Origin of the sequence: Paenibacillus sp. YN15 (genome assembly GCF_003285005.1) — a bacterium.
Classification (GTDB): Bacteria; Bacillota; Bacilli; order Paenibacillales; family NBRC-103111; genus Paenibacillus_AR.
The window spans coordinates 1-25,323 of the sequence record NZ_QMFA01000022.1 but is presented as its reverse complement, the minus strand read 5'-3'; the positions used below and the strand labels follow the sequence as shown (position 1 = coordinate 25,323).

16 protein-coding genes are annotated in these 25,323 nt (G+C 48.4%); 1 reads left to right on the top strand and 15 read right to left on the bottom strand.

The genetic code is table 11. The annotated features are described in order from the left end of the window. Positions 1–25: 25 nt before the first annotated feature. From DQG13_RS17590 to DQG13_RS17505, 15 genes are all read right to left on the bottom strand, one after another. On the bottom strand, positions 26–676 hold the full coding sequence (locus DQG13_RS17590; protein WP_113021094.1) for an SGNH/GDSL hydrolase family protein: 651 nt from the start codon (positions 674–676) through the stop codon (positions 26–28). 21 nt (positions 677–697) lie between these two features. Continuing rightward, entirely contained in the window at positions 698–2,170 is a 1,473-nt protein-coding gene (locus tag DQG13_RS17585; RefSeq protein WP_113021093.1) for a sulfatase, read from the bottom strand. A 33-nt stretch (positions 2,171–2,203) separates the two neighbouring features. Further along, positions 2,204–2,869 carry a beta-phosphoglucomutase gene (gene pgmB / locus DQG13_RS17580; RefSeq protein ID WP_113021092.1) on the bottom strand — a complete coding sequence of 222 codons (666 nt, stop codon included), beginning with the start codon at positions 2,867–2,869 and terminating at the stop codon, positions 2,204–2,206. A 20-nt stretch (positions 2,870–2,889) separates the two neighbouring features. After that, positions 2,890–4,521 (bottom strand): glycoside hydrolase family 3 protein, encoded by a 1,632-nt coding sequence (locus DQG13_RS17575; RefSeq protein WP_181592821.1) that lies wholly within the window; start codon positions 4,519–4,521, stop codon positions 2,890–2,892. A 105-nt stretch (positions 4,522–4,626) separates the two neighbouring features. After that, positions 4,627–10,056: an S-layer homology domain-containing protein gene (locus tag DQG13_RS17570; protein WP_113021090.1), complete on the bottom strand. Its 5,430-nt coding sequence runs from the start codon at positions 10,054–10,056 to the stop codon at positions 4,627–4,629. Positions 10,057–10,089: 33 nt separating this feature from the next. Further along, positions 10,090–11,574 (bottom strand): sulfatase family protein, encoded by a 1,485-nt coding sequence (locus DQG13_RS17565; RefSeq protein ID WP_113021089.1) that lies wholly within the window; start codon positions 11,572–11,574, stop codon positions 10,090–10,092. Between the two features lie 77 nt (positions 11,575–11,651). Further along, the gene (locus tag DQG13_RS17560) at positions 11,652–13,250 is read right to left on the bottom strand and encodes a DUF3502 domain-containing protein (protein ID WP_113021088.1); all 1,599 of its coding nucleotides are present in this window, start codon (positions 13,248–13,250) and stop codon (positions 11,652–11,654) included. A gap of 41 nt (positions 13,251–13,291) precedes the next feature. After that, a complete protein-coding gene (locus DQG13_RS17555; RefSeq protein WP_181592820.1) occupies positions 13,292–14,185 on the bottom strand; it encodes a carbohydrate ABC transporter permease in 894 nt (297 codons plus the stop codon). Positions 14,186–14,197: 12 nt separating this feature from the next. Beyond that, positions 14,198–15,148, bottom strand: a complete 951-nt coding sequence (locus DQG13_RS17550) for an ABC transporter permease (protein WP_113021087.1) — start codon at positions 15,146–15,148, stop codon at positions 14,198–14,200. A gap of 115 nt (positions 15,149–15,263) precedes the next feature. Then, positions 15,264–17,108, bottom strand: a complete 1,845-nt coding sequence (locus DQG13_RS17545; RefSeq protein WP_113021086.1) for a cache domain-containing sensor histidine kinase — start codon at positions 17,106–17,108, stop codon at positions 15,264–15,266. Then, positions 17,108–18,685, bottom strand: coding sequence for a response regulator (locus DQG13_RS17540; RefSeq protein ID WP_113021085.1), 1,578 nt, complete (start codon positions 18,683–18,685; stop codon positions 17,108–17,110). Before DQG13_RS17540 ends, DQG13_RS17545 begins: the two co-directional genes overlap by 1 nt. 692 nt (positions 18,686–19,377) lie before the next feature. Then, complete coding sequence (locus DQG13_RS17530) at positions 19,378–20,361, bottom strand: toll/interleukin-1 receptor domain-containing protein (protein ID WP_113021083.1); 984 nt, start codon at positions 20,359–20,361, stop codon at positions 19,378–19,380. A gap of 375 nt (positions 20,362–20,736) precedes the next feature. Continuing rightward, positions 20,737–22,230 (bottom strand): C40 family peptidase, encoded by a 1,494-nt coding sequence (locus DQG13_RS17520; protein ID WP_220094402.1) that lies wholly within the window; start codon positions 22,228–22,230, stop codon positions 20,737–20,739. 387 nt (positions 22,231–22,617) lie between these two features. Further along, positions 22,618–23,025, bottom strand: a complete 408-nt coding sequence (locus DQG13_RS17510) for a DUF6075 family protein (RefSeq protein ID WP_113021080.1) — start codon at positions 23,023–23,025, stop codon at positions 22,618–22,620. A 331-nt stretch (positions 23,026–23,356) separates the two neighbouring features. Beyond that, positions 23,357–24,238 carry a MerR family transcriptional regulator gene (locus tag DQG13_RS17505; RefSeq protein ID WP_113021079.1) on the bottom strand — a complete coding sequence of 294 codons (882 nt, stop codon included), beginning with the start codon at positions 24,236–24,238 and terminating at the stop codon, positions 23,357–23,359. A gap of 339 nt (positions 24,239–24,577) precedes the next feature. Between DQG13_RS17505 and DQG13_RS17500 the strand changes: the two genes are divergently transcribed. Next, positions 24,578–25,323 (top strand): MerR family transcriptional regulator (locus tag DQG13_RS17500; RefSeq protein ID WP_258525725.1); only part of this gene is annotated, 746 nt, incomplete at its 3' end.

Sequence of the window (25,323 nt, the reverse complement as noted above, 5' to 3'; positions counted from 1 at the left end):
GGTTTTGCGAATAAACGCGCTCCCTCTACTTTAAGAGTTCTTTACCGCTGATCATGGCATCCAGCACCAGCTCCGCCAGCAGCATATTGCCAAGCTCCGAGAAATGGCAGCCTTGATTAAACAGATTCACCGGAGACGCGGCGCTTTGGTTATATTCGCGTATATGTTTGAACTGTCTTTTTACATCCACATAAAGATTTCCGTACCGGGAACTCAGCTCTTGAATAACGGCATCATAGGCGTCCAGCAGCATATTCACATTCTCCCGCTGGGGATTGGGGCAGGGCGTGGTGGATAATTGCAGCACCTGAATCCCTTGCTCCTGAAACAGGTCCAGAAGCTTCGTCAGATTGGCGGTGTACTCCGCCACCGTAAAGCCTTGCTGGGCATCATTCTGTCCGATAAACAGCACCACCCAGTCGGGGGTCAGTTTCAATATATCGCGGTGTACCCGATTAAGCAAGTCAACAGCCGTATTTCCTCCTGCTCCTTTATTATAAGCCTCCACTTCAAGCCCGGGATACCGTACAAGCATCTTTTTCAGAAGCACATCCACATAGCTTTCGCAATAATCCAGCGCATACCTCTGGGCAAGCCGGGCTGCATCCTTTATTCCCGATCTGCGTGTAAGGCTGTCTCCAAAAAATACAATTCTCGCATTCTTCTCTATGATCATGGTATGGCCTCCTCTTGCCAACTATCTGTCCGCTTGGCGCAGGGCCAATCGTTCATACTGCTCCTGCGGAGCATCCGTCTCTTGCATCAGCCTCACCATGTGGGATATCATGGCCTGCTCAATCTTCTCATCCGCAATCGGCGACTGCTGATAAGGGTCCTGCCGGAGATCAAACAGCAGGCTGCCGAATGTAAAGGCGGTGCTCCCGGACCTTGCTTTGGTTCTCATCGTCCTGCAGCCCTTGGTAAAAGCAAAAGGCTCCTGCAGCCGGATATCCTGCAGCTCGGAAACATCGAACATCCTGTTCATATGCGCCGGCATCAGGGTGTACTGGTGCAAGGGCTCATTCTCCGGGTTGCCGGGGGCTCTCATGTATACATAACTGCCATCCGTACAGTTCACATGCCCTCCGAAAACCCCGAACAATGCCGCCTCCCGCACCGGCCGGTCATGGCTGATGGTTTCCCTCAGGCACTTGCCCTGCATATCCCGGGGAATGTCCACGCCGAAAAATTCAAGCAGCGTCGGCGCCAAATCAATGGTTTGCACCAGACTGCCGCGGCGTTCCCCCTTTGCCCCGGCGCGCGGGTCCCAGATAAACAGCGGAATATGCGCCACTTCATTGTAGAAGGGCTGGATGTTCTTCCCCCACCAGGAATGCTCGCCCAACAGATATCCGTGGTCCGTATTGACAATGAGCAGCGTATCCTCCCACAGGCCATATTTGTCCAGAGTATCCATGACCTTTCCCAAATAGTGATCGCACATGCTGACCAGCGCCGCATACTCATACCGGCAATGCTCTACCTGCTCCAAGGTCTCCGTCACCGGGCCGTAAACAGGCCAGTCGAAATGCGGCCCCCCGTATTCATGGGGATACAGGTCCTTATATTGCTGCTGTGTGAAGAACGGTTCATGGGGATCAAAGGTTTCAATCTGCAGAAACCAGTTGTCCTCCTTATAGTTAGTCCGGATGAACTCCATTCCCGCTTCGAACGTTCTCGCCTGGGGCTGCTGCTGTTCATCCTTCATATATTTCCGGTTTATCCAGTCCTGGCGGCATAACGCTCCTTCGGCCTTGCCAAGCTGTTCAATCCGCTCCGGATCACCCACCTCTCCCTTCCAGGGATCTCCCTCCTGCCCGCGGCAGCTTTCCCAGGTGTTATAACGGGAATGATAGGTGGCTCCCCCATCCTCCCAGTAGTGGTAGTGATCGCTGACCAGATGGGTATAAACCCCGTTCTGCTTCAGGATTTCCGGCATGGAATCATCGAAGGGCTCCAGAGGCCCCCAGCTTCTGTGAAGAAAATTATACCTGCCCGTATGCAGCTCTCTTCTTGCGGGCATACAGGGCATACTCCCGATGAAGCAATTATCGAAGGCAACCGTCTTCTCCGCCAGCCGCTGAAAGTTTGGCGCATGGACCCAATCACAGCCATAAGGCGGCAGCATATGTCTGTTTAACGTATCGAACATCACCATGATGGCCTTCATGCTTTTCTCCCCCTATTCCAATGTAAAAAACGGTCAAAACAAGCGCCGGGTGAGGGCAAGACAAAGCTCCTCCGTAGAGGCAATCACACTGCCGGCCTGACCCAGCCTGTCCTTCCGGCCAATCCCGATACTCTTCATCCCCGCCAGAGCGGCAGCTTCAATCCCTGCGGCCGAATCCTCGATCACAAGACATTGCTCCGCCGGAACCCCCAGCCGTTGGGCGGCTATATGAAAAACCTGGGGATCAGGCTTTGATCTGGCCACATCAAGACCGGAAACAACCGTGTCAAACAACGGCGATATATTCAGCCTCTCCAGGATGGTATCGGTATTTTTGCTTGCAGAGCAAATAGCCGTTTTGATGCCGCAATGCTTCAGCTCCGAAAGAAAGGCCATCACTCCCGGCAGAATATCACCGGCCGCCATTTGATTTAAAAAGGCTACATAATATCCGTTTTTTCTGTCGGCCAGCTGCTCTAGCTGTTTTTCCGTGTATTCTCTTGTTCTCCTCTCCATTAGAATATTCAGGCTGTCCATTCTGCTGACACCCTTGAGACGTTCATTGATCTCTTCATCAAAATAAATATTCTCTTCCTCCGCAATCCTTTTCCATGCCTGATAGTGATATTTTGCCGTATCCACCACCACGCCGTCCAAATCGAACAACACAGCCCGCAAGCCGGATAAACCCTCGCCCATATCTCCATCCCTCACATCTTCTAATTATCCAGGTTCACCGGCGACTTCCCTGCCGCTTCGATTTCTCCGAGCCAGACCTTCACAGCCGCCCGCTGGGAGACCTCGCAATTGCTGTAGACATTGATATAGTTATGAAGGGACGGCAAGTCGTACAGCTTGTAGGGATCTCCGAATGAAGTGAAGACGACTTTGGGATTTTCCACCCACCAGGAGCCTTTAAACATGTGGAAGGATTCCCCGTATAACCGCACACTTCCGTACCTGGGCGTGTATTTAATATTGATAAAAATAGCGTCATATTGCTCCTTCATTTGGTCGGACAGCTTGCCCTCTCCGGGATTCAGCAGATGGTCCACCTGGAAGCCGCGCTTGCGCAGCTCCTCGTCAATGAATACCAAATCCTTTTCATCCCGCTTATTCCGGTATCCTTCCTCATACTGGGCCGTGACGGTCAATACCTTGGCCCCCGGCTTCAGACCTTTCATCGGAAGCGAGCTGAATACATCTCTGACGATAGTGATGCTGCGGTCGGCAACCCTCTGGGCAATGTCCTTGTTCTTCGCCAGAGTTTCTTCCGGCAGCCCCGGAAACGCTTCTTCCCCATCCAGCAAGCCTACCCTTGCTTTTAATTCAAGCACCCGCCGGACGGCATCATTTACCCGTTCCTCCGTCAGTTTGCCGTTAGCCATAGCTTCCAGCATCAATGGAGTGTCCTGGACGGGATCTGTCCACAGCAGCATATCGCTTCCGGCCTCCAGCAGCCGCCAACCGTATTCCTCCCGGCGAATATGGGCGCCAAACCCGACCATATTCAGGGCATCGGATACGATCAAACCGTCAAAGCCCAATTCTCCCCGCAGAAAATCAAGCTGTATCGCCTTGCTGAGGGTAGCTGGGCGGGGCCCTTTATACCGGAGCGCTTCCTCTTCGTATTGAGGATCAATGAAGGGCAGCGCGATATGCCCGCCCATAATCGCCATGACTCCGGAATCGATCATCTCCCTCCAGATAAGCCCATAGCTCTGCTCCCATTCCTCTCTGCTTAAGCCGTTGATCAGGGTTGTAATGTGGGTATCCCGCTCGTCGGCCCCGTCTCCCGGAAAATGCTTGGCGGTAGCGGCCATCAGTCCTTCCTTTTGGACTGCCTCCACAAAGGCCTTGCTCATCCTGCGCACACGCTGGGTATCGTCTCCGGCAGTCCGAACATGCATCATGGGATTATTCTTCTCCAGGCATAAATCCACTACAGGACCGAAGGTCCAGTGTACGCCATAGGCGCGGCCCTCCTGCGCCGTAATCTCTCCCATCTGTTTCATGGAATCTTCCACATCCGTAGCAGCACATGCCAAATAATGCGGAAACTCCGTAGCCCCGAACATTCTGGACCCTGCGCCATGCACCAAATCCGCACAGATGATAACCGGAACATCGGCGTCCTTGGCCGCGTCGGCAATTTCCCGGAACCGTTCCTTGGTTTGGTTGCCAATGAAAACCGAGCCTACTTTCCACTTTGCTGCCGCTTCCTTAATTTCCTCCGTCGTCCGGAAGCTTCCCATGATGCATTGGACTTGTGAAAGCTTGTCCTGCCAGGTCATTTCAGATATATATCTCGCAATTTTTTCACGTTGCTGTTGTGTAATCGGCTTTAACATAGGGGTTCCTCCAATCATTTTGCAATTCCTTGTTCATGTAGCCGTTTGAACGACAGAGCAGACCCGTTGGGGGCTGCTCCGCCATTCCGGCTATGCGATTGACTGCTACTTACGAATGATATTGTAGATCATCACAGCCGTTTCAGCTCTGTTCAGGATTCCCTGGGGATTCATGTTTTCTCCCGCGCCTGATACGATACCGTCCTTCAGCAGGGCGGCTATGCTGTCAACTGCATATCCATTGATGGCTTCCTTGTCAACAAACTTGCTTAATGTCGTGCTGTCTTCGGACGCCTTCAACAGATTTGCCTTTTGCAGTGCCCTGGCTGTCAGCACCATGGCGTCCTGTCTTGTAATAATCGCTTCAGGCTTAAACAGGTCCTCTTCTACGCCCTGAGCAATTCCGAGAGCCTTGGCTATTCCGATACACCGGGCATTGGCGTCCTGACCATCCACATCCGCGAAGTTTGCCTTCACCTCGGCTGTCATTCCCAGCGTCTTCATAAGACTTGCTATGAACTCCGCTCTTGTGATAGCCGCCTTGGGCGCAAACTGATTGGCCTGCAGGCCTTCCATAATTCCCTTGGAGGCCGTTACCTCAATAGCATGCTTCGCCCAGTCGAGCATTGCCGCGTCCTCAAAGGTCTGTTTGTGGTACATGGCCACATAGGTTCCCGGTTGGTCGGCTGTGAAGACAACTATTCCTTTTTCGCTGTCATACCTGGAGTTCCCTACCGGCGACATGGTGCCGTCGGCCTGTCTCATGAAGGCGGTATAGAAGTCTGTATCCTTCCCCTTCTCCGCCTTATATGGAATCGAAATCCCGACAGGCGCTCCCGCATTGCTCCATGGTTTTGCTTTCCCGTCCAGCAGCAGGACGATTTCCACAGCCGCAGCGTCTCCCGGGACACCGCCGGACGCCAGGTCGGCTTTACTGATCTGTACCTGGATGTCCTTCACATCCACCGCGTCCTTGGCCGACAGCAGATTGCGCGGCAGGGACACGGTGCCCAGAGGGGTTGCAACCTTAATTTTCGTGTCACCCTGAGCCGCTGCAACGTAATCCTTAGGCAATTGTACCGCGTACCCATTGGCATTGACCGTCCCTTTAAGCTCAATGGTTACCGTCCTTTTCCCCTGGGCATCCGGAGCAACCTCTGCGAACTTGCCCTTTAAGTCCTCTGCCCGAATGCTCGCATTGGCGATTCGATTGGCGTCCAACACCGGTTTAACGGCAATGGTTCCAAGACCTGATTGATCAGGGAGACCGGTGCCGAGAACGCCAGTTCCTGTTCCTTGCAGCGGTTCCGGCGTATCCGGTGTATCGGGTGTTTCTGGAGTTCCCGTCGCCGCTGCATTCACCGTAACCTCAACACTTACAGTTAACGGTATATTATTGTCGTTTACCACATTGGCCGGAAGCTGTACTGTGCCGTTTACGGTAAAGGTCTGTTGATCCTTGCGGGCCGGATCATAATTCGCTTGCTCCACATCCCAATATACAGCCGCGCTGACGCTTCCTTCGCTGGTGGTTATCGCTACCGTGTCCGGCAATCCCAAGGCCGCCGCCGTCTTGGCCGTTCCGTTGGCAAGTCCCGTAATGGCTGTCGGCGCCGTGATCCCAAGCAAGCTGTTTTGGATCGGCGCTGTCGTATCCACCAGCGTTGCCGTTCCCCACTTATCCCGGTTCTGGGCGTTTCCTTCTACACCGTTCCAGAAATACTGGGCGATTCTTTTTTCTCCATCCCCATTGTCAAAGCCCACATCAAAACGGAGCTTCCGCCCGGGCGCAACATTTTCCAGTCCGAGTGACTCCAGTGGAATAGCCGCTTCTATGGTATACACTTGATTCTCTTCATCAATCTTGACAGCGGCATCAATGCCGGGCTGCTCAATTTTGTTGTAGTTATACCAGTAGTAAAGGCCTTTGGCGCTGATAATGATTTGTGAATCCTTTTCCCGCAACTGACCTTTGGCTTCCAGTTCTTCCGGACCTATGAACAACTCAAGGGCGTCGCCATTCCAGATCCAATCTATCCCCCGGCTGGCATTGCCTTCAATGGGATAGGGGTTCAAACCCGGCGTATCATCGTTTATGCAGGCATATACATACAGATTGTCGTTATCCCACGCCAAGTCCATGTCTGCCGATACGCTGCCATTGACCAGTCCCGCAATCTGGTGCCTTGCATCCAATCCAAGCGTTCCACCTGCCGGCCATGCCGCATCCTTCTCTCCGTCAATGACAATGGGGGATGCCGCCTTTGCAATATCAACCGTCTGATCCGAAGGCTTATCAGGCGCCGTCGAATAACTGTAAGGCTCCACATTGCCAAGCACCAGATCATAGATTCTGTAGTTGGTGTCCATGACATGGCCCAGCATCGTTTTGTACGGCCGATCCGTTACGTCAATCATGCCTATGCCATAAGCCTCTCCGTTAAATCCTTGCAGATAACGTCCTGTCGCTGCCTGATCCAGGTAGGTGAACCAGTGGGTGCCCACTACAAGTCCTGAAGCCGCTGCTTTCTCCACATAATTTCGGTACGCCTTTCCCTTCTCATCTTCATTGGCAACCACTCTGATTCCGCCGTTCAGTCCATGGGTAGGTTCGCCATAATGAAATTCCGTGAACATGAGCGGCTTACCCGCCAGCTCAGTTATCTCCTGCAATCTTTCCATATCCGGCTCGCCGGTATAGTAGTTGTAGGATAATACGTCCAGGTATTTGCCTGCGACCTTGCTGATCACCCTGCGGATATCCGCATTGTTCATGGGGGCGATCAAGTAACGGTCTCCCACCAGCATATGGTTAGGATTCAGCTTGCGGAATTCCTCATATACGGTAGAGTAGTATTTTTCCAGATATTGCTCCAAAAACGTCAGCATATCCTCATAGGCTTCATTCGTTTTAATTGGATTGCCGGCGTTCCTCATAGTCGTGAAGCTTGCATAATCCGTTTTCCAGCTTGCATTGAGTGCGGCAATATTCCGGTATTTGGCCTCCAGCATGGTCATCAATGCCTGCTTGGTAGCGCTATTGGCGGCATTCGCCGCTGTGACGGCTGTATTAAACTGCTGGTATTTGGATTCATTGCCAAAGAACCACCCAATAACCCACGGATCATTCTTAAGGGTATCAACTTTATAGGCCTTCAGACTGCTGGCAATGACGTCAGCCGCATCATCACGATAGACATCCAGCAGCTTCCAGTCGGCATTGCTTACGTAGTATTTCGTATCCGTCGGCAAATACACAAAACCATATTGCGGGAAGTTGTCCGCGTTCTCTCCCATTTGCGGGTTTCTTGACCACGCGCCTTCACTGGTAAAGCCCCATTTTTTGAAGCGTTCCACACTTTGACTGTAATAATCAGGCTCTGAAAACGGTTTGTTATATTTTTTGATCAAGTTGGCCACATACCATGAAAAGCCGTCGTTATTACGGAACGCCGTGGCATATTTGCCGCCTTCGTCTGTTTTGGCCGGAAGCCATTCATACATATGCTCTCTCGTATCGGTGCGGGTAAAGGTTTCCCCTGTGTTGCCAATGCCGGTGCTGCCCAAGCTGAAGAACAGATTGCCGTCAGGGTCTACCATCACGTATTTGTCATCGATCCTTTGGATGTTGAAAAATCCTTTGGCCTCCAGTCCATGCGCCGCTCCGCTTCCCGGAAGTCCGCCGAAACGATCTCTGGCAGGCGGACTCAACGCGCTGTAATATGCCGCATCTGCCGCCACATCATCCAGCAATTCCTGATCGCTGGTTACCTTGCCTGCAAAGTCGGCGCTCTTCACCTGGCCGTATTTATCCACTTTGATTGCAGCTTGCGAAACATAGCTGAATCTGCGGGTAATGCTCTTTTCCTTGCCGGTTATTTTCGCATATGCATTAATGATGGTATTGCCCACCACCGGAATAGGAGCGGTATATTCGATCTCCTGCGAACTGCCCCCTAATGTATAAAAGATTTTCGCATTTGCAGCAGCTGTGGAGAGGGTGATCCCTGTGGTTTCATCCCCGGAGGCGGTTACGTAAGGCGTACTGAGGTTGACAACAACTCTGGAAATCTGAATGTCCTGATTGTTATACCCCTCCAGAACCGGCGGGAATACCACCTTGATATATCTGGCATTTTCGATAGGCATGCTGTAAGCGCTGTACAAAATCCGTTTCCAGCTGCCTCCATCATCCAATTTGTCCAATGTCACGGGAGAATAATTGATATTATCCGCCGAAACCGAAACCGTTATATCCTTTACCTCTGTGTCAGGCTTATAGAACACTTCCGTGTAAAAAGATTCAATATCGTAATCGGCATGATAAACCACATATCCTTCTTTTCCAGGCTGGAGACCACTTTTCAATATAAGCCGCTTGGTATCCCCTCTAAAGTCCTTCGGGGAGGCGCCGAGAAACGCAACTGCATATTTCGCTTGATTGGCTATGTAGTCAAACATCTGTGAGCTGTCATTCAGTTCATCAATAAACCCGTTGCTCTCCAGCTGTTCCACCACACGCCCGTTCACGGTATCGATGCTCAAATATGGCGGAGTATGATTCCAGCCCCCTCCTCCCCAACCGGTTTGACCCTCTTCAAACCCCGGGTTGGTCAACAGGTTGACTGTGTCGCCTGCCTTTCCCACAAAGAAATCATCCATCAGAAGATTGCATACGTGGGAGCCAAAAACCATAAGACTAAGCCCGTTCGCGCCCACGGCAACAGGCCCCAGCTGATATTGGGTCCACTGATCCGTAGCCGAAAAAACCGAGGAAATATACTGATTTGCGCCGCTGCTGTCCATCAGCCGCACAGTAACGCTTCCCGTTCCCTTCATCCAGAAGGACGCCTGATAGGTGTCTCCGGTGACGGTGCCCGTTATCGCCTGGCTAAACACCTTCCAGGGCGGCGATCCCGTTATCACCATTTTGACGGCGCTGGCCTTCTGATCGGGGTCCGGGCCAGGTCCGGGTCCAGGGTCAGGCTGGGAAACACGTCCATTCTCAGAGTCAATCCATAAAAAAACCGGATCAGTCCAAGTTAAGGCTGCGCCTCCCCATTTGAGAAACCCTTCCTCAAAGCCTGGATTAGCCAAAAGATTTTGTTCGCTTCCCTTTTTGCCCAGGAAGAAATCATCCATCAGAATATCGCTTATATGAGTGCCAAAAACCCAGATGGCAATACCATCTGTCCCCGTCACGGCAACCTCCGGCAATTCATACTTTGTCCAGGTACCGGTTGCCTCCAGCACCTGCTCAGTATACTTCGTGCTGCCTCCGGCATTTTGCATCCGTACCGTAACCTTGCCCGTTCCCTTCATCCAGAAGGACGCCTGAAAGGTTTCGCCGGGAACTGTCGTACTTACCGCCTGAAGGAAAGGCTTCCAGGGTGCAGGAGTTGTTTTTATCTCCATCCTGACAGCGCTGGTTCCTCCCGATTGGGGCGCCGCCAATGCAGGAATTGCCGAAAACAACGTGGTACAGAGCATTGCAAACAGGCAGAGCATGGTCAAGCCTTTTTTCATTGCAACCATCGTTATCCTCCTCTACATCCTTCAATTTCAGCTTCAAAACAGCCTCTTGTCGTCGTCCCGCGGAACAACATCCGAGGTTTTCAAATACCATTCCAATAGCCTGGACTCCAGTTCGGCGCGTATACCGGCATATTCGGCCTGGTTGTACCGGTTCTCCAGCTCCTTCGGGTCCTGCTGCAGATCATAAAGCTCATGTTCGCCCGAAGTGCGTTTTACCAGCTTATGGGTCAAGGTGCGGATCATAACTGTGCGGCAGATACTGTCGGGATGCTCCTGCTGCTGCAGCGCTTTGGGGTAATAGATAAACTCCGGGTCCCGCAGTTGATCCCCTCTGCCGACGAAGCCTTCAAAGCAGTGCGGTTCGTGCAGGTCATATCCCCCCTCGGCAAACACTGCTCTATGAGGGTCGCCTGGCTCACCCCCGAGCTGCGGTGCCGCCGAACGCGCAAAGTGCGTATGGTCTGCTTCCAGTCCCGCCAATTCCATAATCGTGGGCATAACATCGAACAGCTCTACCTGCTCCTCTACCACATGGCCTGCCTTGTTTCCAGGAGACCGGATAATCAGCGGCACACGCACCAGATCATCATCCATGGCGTTGGGCCATTTCTCTACCAAGCCGTAATCGCCTGCCCAGTCCCCATGGTCTGAAGAGACAATGACCGTAGTGTTCTCCGAAAGTCCGGTGCGGTCCAGCGTCTCCAGCAGCTGCCCCAGCATCAGATCGGTATAGCTGTTCATGCCCAGATATACTGCATAGACTTTGGCAAAAAATTCAGGGTCCAATTGATCCAATCTTCTGTACTTGCGGATCAAATCAACAAAGGAGGGTTTCCCGGTTGCCTCGCTGTCCCCTATAATCTCGTCCATCAGCTTGGCGGGATCGCACATGTTGTGGAACTGCTCCAGCGCGTTATAGGGAGGATGCGGCATGGTTGTTGGCAAATAGAGCATAAAGGGCTTGTCGTCCGACCTTCTGCTCTCCAGAAAATCAACAGCCCTTGCAATATTTTCATCCAAGGTGATGCCTTCTCCCTCTTCTTTAATAGGATCATAGAGGAATGAATAATATCTCGGGTCCTCGAAGGAGTACGGATTGCTTCCGCCGTATACCCGTCCCGATCTTCGTGAGGGACCAGCCTTGTAGCCTCCGCGCTTCTCTTCAATATCATCGCAAATTTCGTCCAGATACTCCTGGGAGTACAGATCATTTTTGCCGAACCAGGCAATATCATAGCCGGCCTGCTTCAGATACCTGAACAGGCTGGGTTCATGCGGCCGCAGCAAATGCCACAAGGTCCGATGCCCCATATTGTGCACATACAAGCCAGTCATCAGGCTGCATCTGGAAGGAGAGCAGACCGGATTTTGCACAATGCAGCTTTCAAAGCGCACCCCTTCCTTGGCCAGTCTGTCATAGTTAGGCATCTGCACAGTCTTGTTTCCATAGCAGGATACACTGGAGGCTCTCATTTCATCGGGAAAGAAAAATACGAAATTCATCTTTTTCTGACTCATTGCCGGTTCTCCCTCGTTTTCAAAGAGAACCGTCGGATTTTATCGACGGTTCTCTCCGAATATTACTCCTTCAAGTATTACTTCTTCAAAAAGGCCTCTGCCTGCGCTTTCACTTCCGTAACGATCTTCTCATATCCGGCGCTCTTCAGTTTTTTCAGATAGGTATCCATCATCGTGTCGACGTTATCCACCATGCCTACTCGTAAGGAGTTGCCTTCAAGATCCTCAATCCCTCTGACAGAGGCGATCTCTGTCTTGATCTTGTCGACATTCAGACTCAAGCTGTTCAGCACCGGAGATACTGCTCTGGTGGCATATTCTTTTTCCACATCAATCTTTTGCTGCGGCCATGACGCCATTGGCTTTTTAAAAGCATTGTCAGAGAACCAGAATGCAACCGCGCCTTGCGAATACGGCGAGTTTGCCGCATTAACCCCTTGAGGAAAATCAATTTTGCCCTCTGCGTTCACGACGAAGCTCTTGCCTTCCAGGCCATACTCCAGCATTTCGACGATGGCAGGCTCTTCATAGATATAATCCAAGGCCATCAGAACACGGTCCAAATTCTTGTTGCCCGCCTTGATGGCCACCCCTTGCCCTGCTACCGGCTTCAATACCCGGCCTTTGGCAGATTCCAGCGGATAATACTCCAGTTCAAAGTTGTTGCCCTTGGCTTTTACATAGTTAACGGCAAAGTCCGTCAGGTTCAATCTCGCCACAGCCGATTTTCCTTGGATCTGCGATTCGCCGGAACGAATTTCATTTCCGAAAGGATTTTTCGGGAAATATCCTTTGTCGTACAGCTCCTTCATCTTGACGGCTGTCTTCTTGAAAGCCTCATTATATTTTTGATCCAGTTGGCTGTAAACCTTTCCTGTTTCATCCTCATAAGCGGACTGAATGGAAACCATACCGGGAGCACTAAGCATAAAATCTCCAAAGTATTCGGTGAAGAACAGATCAAACAGTCCTGTGGTGGCCTCCACCTTGCTCAAATTGTAAGGAATCATGCCCTTTTCATTTTTTGCAACCGCTTGCATGTAGGCTTCCAAATCGGCGTTGCTCTTAATGGGACCCAAACCGTACTTTTCTCTCAAATCCTTCCGGATGGCAATTCCTGTCGGGTTGACCGCAGCAGTGGTCGCCGGTATGCTATACAGCTTGCCATTGACCTTCATCGCCTCAAGATTGGCTTTGTCTACCGCCTTCGAATAACGAGGCATCAGCTTTTGCAGCTTCTCTTCGGTAATTTCCTCATACGCGCCCTTGGACACTTCCGGAGCGTAATTGGCCAGCCAGTTCGCGACAAACATAAAGTCATACTGCTCTCCCGAGGCATTCACCATCGGAAGCTTGGTTTTGGCATCACCTGTAGGAATAATTGTCATTTCAATGGTAGTATTGATCTTTTGGGACAATATTTTATTGACTTCCTTCTGCACTTCTTCCCACAGCGGCGGCACACTGCCGGCAATAGTGTACCCTTTCAGCACCAAAGGCTTGGAGGTGTCCGGCATATCACTGGCCGGTTTTCCCGTTGCGGCCGTTTGAGCACTGGCGGTCGGTGCGGGGCTGGAGCTGGTCTTCGGACTCGAGCTGCATCCCGTTACAGCAATTGAAGCCGTCACTGCGCCTGCCAATACGGTAAGCAGCGTCTTTCCTTTCATCTTTTTCATACAAATCCTCCCTTTTATGTTATCCCTATATGTTAAGGCGATTAGCCCTTAACAGCTCCAATGGTAATTCCTGAAACAAAGTATTTCTGCACAAACGGGTACAGCAGCACAATGGGGCCAGTGACCACTACCGTCATGGCAAGCTTGAAGGTTTCTGCCGGAAGCTCTGCCGATGGCATGGACATCATCTGCTCGCTCATGATCATCATCGCTTTAATGTTCTGGAACATTTGATACAGCACATATTGCAGCGAATGGAGCTTATGATCATTGATATAAAGCATGGCAGTGCTCCAGTCGTTCCAATATGTCAATGCGGTAAATAATCCAATGGTCGCCAATGCCGGCTTCAAAAGGGGAAATACCACCCGGATAAAGATGGTGAACTCTCCGGCCCCATCCAATCGGGCTGATTCCGGAAGCGAATCGGGGATGCTGCCTGAGATAAAGCTTCTTAGGATCAAAATATTGAAAACCGTAAACATCGGAACCAGAACCAGCACCTGCAGCGTATCCTTTAAATGCAGGTAGTTCACATTGAATATATAGCTGGACACCAATCCGCCGCTGAACAGGGTTGTAAAATAAACATAGAAGGATAACACATTCCGGTACTTGAATTCTTTCCTGGAAATGACATAAGCGAACATGGAGGAGAGAAAGAGCGAGAAAATCGTTCCCACAACCGTAACCGATACGGTAACGCCATATGCTCTTACAATTCTCTCCCAATTGACCAGAATCATTCCGTAAGCTTCGGTTGAGAACTCTCTGGGCAATATGCTAAAACCATGTCTGATCACCATTGCCTCTGAATTAAAGGAGTTGGATATCACCATCAGGAACGGCAGCAAGCAACCGATGGCAGCAAGGGTGATAAACGTGTAGGACAGGATATTAAATACAATCATATCTTTGGTTCGTTTGATCTCCATTTGATTGGCCCCTCAGAATAAAGTGTTTTCACTCTTAAAATATTTCAGAGTGGAATTTACCGTCACAATGGCGACAAAGCACAATACCGACTGAAGCACCGACGCCGCCGATACCATGCCAAAATCCGAGCTTTGCGTCAAGCTTCTGAACACAAAGGTGTCAATCACATCGGTATGCTCCATCAGCGTCGGCACATTGGAAACCAGATTGTAAAACTCCTCAAAGTTCCCCTTGAACACTCTGCCCAAGGCCAAAAGCATCAGGATCGTATAGGTCGGCATCAAATTGGGAATGGTGATATGAAATATTTTCTGAAATACATTGGCGCCATCAATCTTGGCAGCTTCAAAGCATTCCTGATCCATGCTCATAATGGCGGCGAGATACAGAATACTTCCGTAACCAATCCCTTTCCAGACATTGACGAGGGGCAATATGAGATACCACAGAGATGGTTTGGAGTACACATCCACCGGATCTAAACCGAAATACGCCATCAATGAATTAAACATTCCATATTCATAGTTGAACAGACCGTACATAAACATTCCTACAACAACCCATGAGATAAAATACGGCAGAAACATCATCGTCTGAGTGACTTTCTTGAACATTCTCCCGGATATCTCAGCGATCATAATGGCCGCAGCCATCGAAAATAAAGGGCTTACAATCATAAAAATGAGATTAAAGCTGACCGTATTCCTGATGACTGACCACGCTTTACCGGATGCAAAAAAGAATCGGAAATTTTCAAACCCATTCATTCTCGCCCAAGGGCTAAGGAAAATACCGTCTCTGTAGTTGTACTCCTTGAAAGCAATTATAATCCCAGACATGGGCAAGTAGTGGAAAATGAAAAAATATAAAAGTACCGGCAGTGCCATTAGAAACAATGTCTTATTCTTTTTTAACTCAAATAAGAAGCCCCGCTTTGTTGTTTTTATTTCGGGATTTGTCATTGGACTCCTGTTGCTCCTTTCCGTGATTCTTCTTTATGCTATTCATATTAGCATCAGGAGCAAATATAAAAAGAGGCCATAATTGCGAAAAAGGGTAAAAAATTGTGGTGTTCGATCACAATTCTTTACCCTTAAAAAGCGGTATCCGTACATAACAATGGGTGCCTTCATGAAGGACACTTTGAATTTCAAGCCCAAATTGCTCTCCGTATTGAAGCCTCAGCCTGCTGTCAATATTCTTCAAGCCATACCCGCTGCCGTTGCGGTGGCTTTCATACTGACCGGATTTTACCTCCGCGAGCCTTTCGGGAGTAAAGCCCACTCCGTCATCTATCACCTCAATGCAGATGCAACAGTTATCCATGCTGCCCCTTACAAGGATCATTCCCTGCTCTTCTTTCTTTCTCCTGATTCCATGAAGAATGGCGTTTTCAACCAGAGGCTGCAAAATAATCTTGGGGATCTTGTATTCATACAGCTCCTCCATATTTTCCTCCACAAGCTGAATGGAGTTCTTAAACCGCATATTCTGTATCCGGACGTACGAACGCGCAATTTCCATTTCATCAAAAATAGGGATCATTTCATCGCCTCTGCTCAGACTCAGCTTATAGAACTTGGCCAAGGTCTGAACAATCGCGCTTACAGAGGGAGCCTGATGCTCCATGGCCTTCCAATGGATCAATTCCAGCGTATTATACAGAAAGTGGGGATTAATTTGGGCCTGCAGCGCCCTGAACTCGGAGTTTTTAATCTCCTTCCCCAACCGTTCCTTCTCCTCTATATAACTCTTCATCTGCAGCACCATGTAATTGAAGGTATTGCTCAGCACACCCACTTCATCCTTGCCAAACTCCATGGCATGCACTTGGAGATCGCCGCTCTTTACCCGGTTCATTTGCTTCATCAGCTTCAATATTCTTTTTGTAATGCTGTATGAGATGAAATTGGATATCAGATAGGCAAGAACAACGCACCCGATCAGCAGCATAATCATTTCATTTCTCAGCTTATCCATGATAGTAATAATATCCCGGTAGGGAGACATGGACAGCAGCGTCCAATCGTTGCCCGGTATGCTGGAGGATTGGAGCAAATAGGTCTCTCCGTTCAAGGCTCCTTTCCAGGCATGGGATACTTCCCTCTCCTTGCCCTTGACCGATTCCAGTAAATCCTTTTTTAAGGCGCCTGCATAGAGGGCTTCGAAGCCATCGGTGGAGCTCACGATATCGCCAGCACTGTTCACAATGGCTACCTGGGAGGAGGGGATCACCTTGGCATCGGCCAGAATTTTTCCGATTCGCTGCTCCTCCATATCGATTCTTAGAATACCAATATCTTCTCTGTAGTTTGTCGGGTTTTTCAGTATTCTTACATTGGCTATGAGGCTATCCGACTTTCCATCCTCATCGGTCATGTACGAAGGAGGACACCATAAGGAAACCAGACTGGAATAATGAAGCTTTTGGTACCAAACCGATTTTTGGGCCTTCTCCATATCATAGAAACTCTGATTTTCAGAGGAAAAGAGCAGGCCGTTTTTGATATAGATTCTGATCCTGCTCACATCCTGGCTTTTTTCCAGAGAGATAACCTTATCCTTTAGCTTCAAAAAGTCCCTTATCTGGTCAATGGTCGAATAGGAATCCTGCACCGATCTGTCCAGTACCGCGAGAATCGTTTCGTCCATTATGGTCAATTCCATGGCTCTGTTTATGTTCAGGACATTATAGTTAATAAGCGAAAGCGCTTGTTCGAATGCCCTCTCCTCAGAGTAAACCATCTGTTCTTCCTGTGCGCGGGTGCTTTGATTGTAGCTATACGTAATGTATGCGCCAAAAGGAATGGTCATAAAAATGAAAAATGTGGCAAACAGCTTCTTCCTCATGCTCACATTGTTTACAAATCCAACAAAGGCACGCCTGACATTAGAGGAATACGATAAGAGCTTCATTCTCATCAGTAGTATTTCTCCTTAAACTCGGTGGGAGTACATCCCTCAACCTTCTTGAACAGCTTTACAAAATAGTTGGGATTGCTGTAGCCTACCTTTTTGGAAATTTCATATAGCTTCACCGTTTTATTCTTCAGCAGCTCCTTGGCCTTTTCCATCCTGATTTGGGTGATATAGTTGTTAATTGTTGTCCCGGCCTGTTTCTTGAACATGTAGCATAAGTGGTAATGGCTGTAATTGGCGTATTCGGCAATTGACTTTACCGACAGATTACTGTCGCCGTAATTTTTCTTGATGTATTCCTGGATATCGTACAAAGAGCTTCCAACCTGCTGCTTTTGTTCAATAATGTCAAAAAACAGATTCGTCCGCTCCAAAAGAAAGTCGGAAATTTCCGCAACCGTATCCAGATCCATAAATGCTTTTTCATCATTGCCATCATCGATAACTGTATTTTTTTGCAGGCCTCTTTTATCCATCTCTGTTTCCAGGGTCATAAAAAGCTTGAGGAAGAACACCCGGATTTTCTCAATATCCGCGCTATTGGCCTGCTGCATCGGATAGACGGCCCTTTTTACCACGTTTACCGCCTCGGCCCGATCCCCTTTGTTGAGCCGGTCGGAAAATTCCTCGATCAGAACATAATCGGCCTTGTAGGGGACCGATTCTGCGGTGTATTTCAGAATAAAGCCGTATCCGCTAAAAAAGGTTCTCCGAACGGCATCCATGGCGTGCTTAAACGACATCTGTATTTCCCTTATGGCCGTGACAGGCTTGCCCACTCCGATGGATACTAAAGCCTGATGATCGCCCTCAGTCTCCAAATACTCCCGTATGTTTTCCGCAAGCTCCGCTATTGCAGAGGCACCGCCGCTTTTCAGGGCAGCATGAAGAATAAGAATACCGCCGTTGCTATAACCGGAGAAAACAGGGGACAGCTTATCCGCGGAAAAAATAGCAGACAGCAGCCTTTCAGGGGATAGCTTGTCCGTATCCATTGTTTCCAGATCCGGTTTTAGTTTAAGCCTCACCGCAAAGGTTATATACCGCCATGGAAAAGAAGTGTCAAAGCCTGTCGCCTCAAGCTCGCTCAGAACATTCGCCCCATTGGCTTCAGCCACCAGCTCGGAGCCGATTTTCTGCTTGAGCAGCGGGATTCCCTTGTCCATGCTTTCCCTGGCTTTCCGTTCGTATTCCTTCTTTTCCTTATCGTTCAGACAGGCTTGAACCGCTCTGGCCAGGGTATCTGTCACCTCTTCAATATTAAGCGGCTTTTCCACATAGCCCAGGGCATTCAGGCGAATTGCCGATTTCAGGTATTCCTTGTCTGCAAAACCGCTGATAAACACAATTTTGCATGAAGGAAGCGATTTCACGATTTCCGATGCAAGTTCAATGCCATCCATATTGGGCATCCGAATATCCGTCATCAGGATGTCCGGCGAGAGGCTGCGGGCCAGCTCCAACGCTTCCTCGCCATTGCCTGCAATATTTACTGTAGCAATCCCAATTTTTCCCCATTCGACAAATTTCAACAGGCCCTCTCTGGTTGATAGCTCATCGTCCACCAATAGCAATCTCATCCATTGACCCCCTTTTCTAAACCCTATGCGATGGATGGCCCCGCCCTCATTTCAGGACCATTATAACATATTCTTCAAATGTTTCGCCGCCGTCACCAAAACTTACCCTTTGGGGCGGGGGGAGGGGGGCCGCGGCGTCCCCTATAGCCCCCTGTCCGCGAGATGTAGGTGATGCCTCGCACGTACCGCACCGATAGGCTGTCTTCAGCGTCTGTTTCCAGGATCACATACTGGTGGTCATAGAGATAACGGGTGACTTGGGGAGTGTATCCTTCCACCGAACTCTCCACTAGTAATGAATGAATTGTTGTGAATATCAAAATCATTCTTATTCAAGGTGAGTTGAGTACCGTCCTGAAAGGTTAATTCGAGATGTATTTCTTTAAACCTACCATATGCCGTCAATTGGCCATGAGATATTGTCTTCATTTGAATATTTTTCTGAGCAATGTCGCCAATCTTCCTGACAGTAAATTGAACATCCGGATTGTCGTTAAAAAAATTAACAGTCCCATTTACAATGAAAGATCGATTATGGACAACAAATACTATTGGCTCATTACCATCACGGTCTGTCTTCAGAAATATTGCTTCTTCGTTATATTGGAACTGTTACTTCAAGTAATGATTGTAGTTGTTTTCCACACTCAATAAAAAAGTGATAAGAATTCATAAGAATCATTCCTATATAATTATATTTTCAAGGAAGGTAGAATATGGTTTTTCCATGTCGTACGAACGATTGCCTCTGGTGTTTTCGATTCATCACGATCATAGAAATTCATTGTCATCCTAAGAGATAGTGTATCATTTTGAACTTCACTATAAATAATTTCATTCATTGAGCTATCATTAAAAGAATGTGTTCCATAATGAAAATTAATTGATGGAGATGAATGACTAAACCCACCGATCCACATTTTTAGCCCTGTTTTCAGTTGCCCATCTACATAAAACTTAAACATACATTTCTGCTTACTATCCTCATCAAGAGTAAAGATAAAATTGGGGCTTTGTGTCCGAACATGCTCGAATAATTGAATGAAGAGATCTTTCATCTCTATATAACTCTGCTTAAGATGCTCTTCTTTATCCAGATCAGTGTATTTCTTTAAATTGGACATTTGAATGTCTGCAAACAAAGATTTTGCTGATTGGGCTGGTGCTTGTGGTGTAATTTCATTTAAATCAAATCGCGGAATTTCTCCTAAAGGTGCTTTTTGATAAGGATTAGCTTTATAAATCCGGCGTATCAACTCTTGTAACTTGCTTTCAAATTGATCCTCTTTGGAAAAGTCAATCGCATAGTAGTCCTGCATATGGAAAGGAAATACTCCTTCGTAATTCCCCGAATGTCTCATTATTAAAATAATCTTATCTTTATTTCTACGCAGCGTCGGTAATAGCAACTCAGATTCAAACCCAACTCCACCAGTAAACGCATCCGCTTTAGTAGCATAATTTTCTGTTAGAACAACAATTACATAGTCATAATCACGCATTGCCTGAATCATCATTTGATTTAAATTAACTGTCTTTTCGTACAGTTCAAACTTGTCAATATGAGCATCTATTCCGCCATCAGTACGTAATCGGTTCGTAAGATCAACAACCCATTGTTCATGCTGCGGATTATCCCAACTGTAACTAAAAAAGGCTGTTATTCGCCCTTTCATATAAACCCCTTCTTTCAGATGTTAAGATTATCAGGTTATTATAATAGTCGCACATTGAGACGCCTATAATATTGTCATCTATTATCATGAATAACTGTTGTTAGAGTCATTTTCACTATAACATCCGTCATTCATTGGATCAATACTTCCAATTCTGGTTGCAAAAGATACAGCTCACTGCTTAAAAATAAATACCTTTCGTTCTCTATCATTCTCGAACGAATTAAATGCTCTCTGAGAATCCTAATAAGAGAATTCATTTCGGAGGGAGCAAACAAATACAGGAAATTTCGGACAGGGAGAGGGAAAAATTTTGGATTCCCCTCTTCCTGTTCTTTCATCCATTTTCCGCGCCTTCTTAAATTAACTCAAAAGCTATAATTGAACATATGGCCTGCCATACATCACTTGAAGCTCGGCGTCGAATACATTCCGATATACAACCTGCAAGCGACTGGAGGAGGCGTCAATGACTTTGCCGTTACCGGCATAGATGCCGACATGCGTAATGTCCATAAATCGCCCGTTTGGCTCGTAGCTCCAGAAGATCAAGTCGCCGGCCGTTAGTTCATCAGCAGTAAGTGTCAGACCGTTGTCCACAATAAAACGCGCTTGCTCCGCCGCCGTTCTTGGCAGACCAATCTCCAATTGCTGATACACCCACTGGACGAGATAGCTGCAATCCGTGTAATTCCCCTGTCCTGCCTTTAGCTGGCTGTAAGGATCGCCCAGCCGAGTCAAAACCAATTCAACAGCCTGGCTCCCAAGCACACCAGCTGGCAAATCCGTTCGGATCGCTTCAAGCTCTCCCGATGACAAGCCTGTATGCTGGTCTTTGCCAAGCAGTGCAAGCATCATCGGGCGAAATGCGGCGGACAACAATTCTTCCGTAAGCTCGCGCTGCTCCGCATTGAATTCATAGAGAGCCGCTTGTTGCTCTGCCGTCCGGGCTGTAATCGACAGATACAGGACACGTTCATATACGGTTATCGGCTGCTCCTTGAAGCTTCCATCCTCTTGCTCAACGGCGACCATTTCCGTATGCTCCAGCGTCTCCACATGCGAATCGATCTGATTCATATCCCAATAGACCGTTTGCAGCATCTCGACTCGCTGGCGATCCATCGTTGCCACGTCAAGACCTGCCGTGAACATGGACGTTTTGACCGCAAATACAGCCAATATCTCCGGCCAATTATCAATGCGGCTGTTGTCCGCGCTGCCCGTGTAATGCATTTCCACGCGACCTACCTCGCCAGCCGCCTGACGTTCCTGTTCGAGTCGAGCCATAAATTGTTCATCCAGTTCGTCTACGATCAGGGATAATTTCTGTGTACCCGGCTCTGAATTTTCATCTGCCACGAAGATCGCAAACGGGGAGGAGAGCAGCGCCGCGAACATCATGATGATGCACATCAGAATGATAGCACTACTGCTAACTCCCAGTATCGCAGCTATCCCCTTCACTAACAGCGCTGTGGCTCGAACAAGCATTTTTATCATGCGAAGATTCATCTGGGTGACTGCTCGCGCCGCTTGCATGGAATACCGTGCCTGCATGGCGGCCTGCACCATTCGTTTCTGCGGATGCGCGCTCTTTTCTTCCTTACGTGCCTGACCTTCACCTGATGAGGAAAGAGGAGCCAACTTGATCGCCTGAGCTACTGTATGCAAAGCTCGCTTTTGGCGAATCGTTCCTTTCACCTTGACCGAAACGGGAGAAGCCGCCGTAACGGCAAACCTCCGCCGCGGCGCGTCTCCTTTCCTTTTTCCACTGTGGTCAGCTTTGTTTCTATCCGCTGGATGTCCAACCCTCTTTTTCCCGGCTGGTGACCTTTCGGGCAGGCGTTGAACGACTGTCTGACCCATTAATCGCAGCGACTGCCGTCTGGCTACTTGTGTTTGTTTCCCGTTAGCTGGCAACCGTTGCAAACTGATCGGCACACTTGTCTGCGATTTCTGGTCGGCGGATGGATGCGAATGGTCAGCCGGAACGGTACGGAGCCAGCGCCTTTGGATAGCTGCCAGCTATCGCCGATACACGCACGATACTGCCTATCCCTTGCTGTATTCTCGCATCATTGTTCTCCTGTATCTGCTCTGTAGATGAACGGTGAGGCTCCTGCTCCTTGTGACGCACGGTGTTGTTCCTTCGGATTATACCTCGCCGAAGAATACGAACCTGCTTGTTGATGCGTTTGATCGACTTGACGAACCTTCTCGACTTTAGCTTTCCCAATGCCAATCCCTCCCCGCCTATCGGCTGCGTTCCGCTTTATGCTTGACGGAAGGGAGTTGAAGTCTGCAATATTCGGGATATCGAAGACGAATCGCTTCCATAAAGTAAGGGGCAAAGCCGCAATCGAAGAGCTCGTGCGGAGTGGAGTACCGTTCAGCTCCGGCCTGACTCCAGCCATTCCAGAGATTGAACGCAAGCTGACAAGTACGAACAGAGCTTCCGGTCTGCCACGGAGCGGACAAGCCTTCCGGTTTAATCCCTCTGTTGGAGAAATCGAATACGTCGTGAATGTGCGCGCGGGTATCCTTGGAAATCCCTAATGTGTAAAACAAGGCGCGATGATAGCCGTCAGCGTTCCGACACTCGTTCAGCATCCGGTAATAGAAAGCTTCGTGTTCAGAGTCACGGAAAAAAGCAGGTCTCATGTACATGCTCCTCTCAAGATAGTTGGGATGAACGCAGAAAGGACAAAAACTCCCTCTACTATCCGTTTCATTTTGGAGGGCAAATCGGGTAGTTTTCATTCAATTCATAACGTTATGCTCTACCGACTACACTTGCTGATTGATCCTGCAGCTACTGGAGGTTATATAATGGGGTAAGCGGCCCTTCGGAGGGCTTATGATTTTGCCAACTTTATGTTACTCGCCGCTTTTAGACAAAAAAGAGCTTGCAGCGCATACTACGCTACAAGTCCCGGAAACCTGCCAAAATAAAAACGATCCTTGAAAGACAATATATATTTTTCTTCACGCTCTAGTTACTGCTCTCACTGTAAAATTTGAAAGCGGCCCCCATAAATTTCGATGCGCCTTTCCCATGCTTTTTATCATAGATTTTTATATAGTCCGGGTTGGTTAAATAAAACTCCGCCATAACTCCCCAGTAATTTTCACCCATGTCCATGTTGAGCATTTCATGTTGCTCTTTGGCCAGGTCATCCATTTCTTTTACAATGTTCTGAATCTCTGTTGAACATGGGTCTTTACTTAAGTCAGACGTCAATCTGTTCGTCAATTGATTCATGAAAGATAAATGATCATCTACGTTTTCCTTCATCCTCTGATATCCTTCCATAAGCGATGGCAAATGATGAAGGTTGTTTTTCATGGATTCCGTATAATTTTCGACACTACCGAATTGTTTGACTGCCATTCTCGCCATCTTCAGCTCATTGGATTGCATGTCTTTAAGGATCTCGTTAAACTCATCCACGCTGCCATAATAACGAACAATTTCGTCCGCATGCTCCTGTTTATAGGTTTCCAACAAGCTAAAATATTCGCTCATATCGAATTCCTTAAAACTCATCTCGTTCCCGCCCTTCAGTTTTTTTTCAATGAGAGAGATCAGTCCGTCCAAGCGATCTCTCTTCAACGTAAGCAATTCTTTTTGCTTGCAGAGCGCCTGTACCTTATCGTACTGAGGGCTTGCCAATATTCCCTTCACCTTTTTTAAAGGGATGTCCAATTCTTTAAAAAATAGAATTTGCTGCAAGGTTTCAAGAGCCTGGTCGTCATAAAGCCTGTACTTCGCTTCTGTTACAGCACTTGGTTTTAACAATCCGATTTTATCGTAATGATGCAGCATACGCACACTGATCCCTGTTAAATCTGAAACTTGCTTAATCGTTTTCATATCCTCACCTCCACAACGTTCATATTACACTATGACACAATGTCAGGGTCAACCTGCCTATTTTGATGTAACATAGCCTCCGCCGGCAACGGATTTATTATACAAATCGCTTGCATCGTTTGCCGAATGCACCGAGAAAGTGGCTTCACAAAATAAGCTACTTTATTATCCGCTTCCCCTTTTCATATAAATCGATCAGGCAGAAGATTACTCGCCTGGCAAGCGCAGGATATAAGGTTATTCTTGTTCCCATTGTTTTCATTCGTTATAATAAAACCCTCCATTAAACCACCAAGCTTATGAAATCATGATATCGTGCGGGGGGAGGGGATCAAATTCATGAATACGTATCGAACTGCAGAAATCGCGCACCGTTTTGGCATCCATCCAAACACGGTGCGGCTTTACGAGGAGCTTGGCCTTATCCCCCGACCGGAGCGAAAAGCGAATGGATATCGCGTTTTTACAGATTTCCATGTGGAACAGCTTAAGTTGGCCAGAACGGCTCTGGAAGTCGAGGTTTTGCAAAACGGTCTGCGGAAGCAGGCCATTGCCATTATCAAAGCCTCATCTGCCGGAAATTTCGACAAAGCCATTCATCTAACGGAGCGTTATGGCCAACAAATAAAAACCGAACAAACAAACGCCGAAGAAGCGATTGCGATTGCAGAAAAGTTATTGTCTGGCGAAAACCAGAAACGTAGCAACGCTCGCTTAACCAGAAGAGAAACGGCCGACCTTCTGCAAATCTCCATCGATGCCTTACGAAATTGGGAAATGAACGGTTTGTTGACCGTGAAACGAAAGCAAAATGGATACCGCGTCTATTCCGATCAGGATATAAGGCGGCTGAAAATGATACGTGCTTTACGCTGCGCCAATTATTCCCTTGCAGCCATTTTGCGAATGCTGAATGCGTTATCCCGTGACCCCAAAGCGGACTTACGTGAAACCATTGATACGCCCAAAGAACAGGATGACGTGATCTCCGTCTGCGACAAACTGCTTACTTCCCTACAACGTAAGCGTCAAACTGAGACCACCTTCAAAAGAGTAGAACACCATGAGATACTGAGTGTACTATT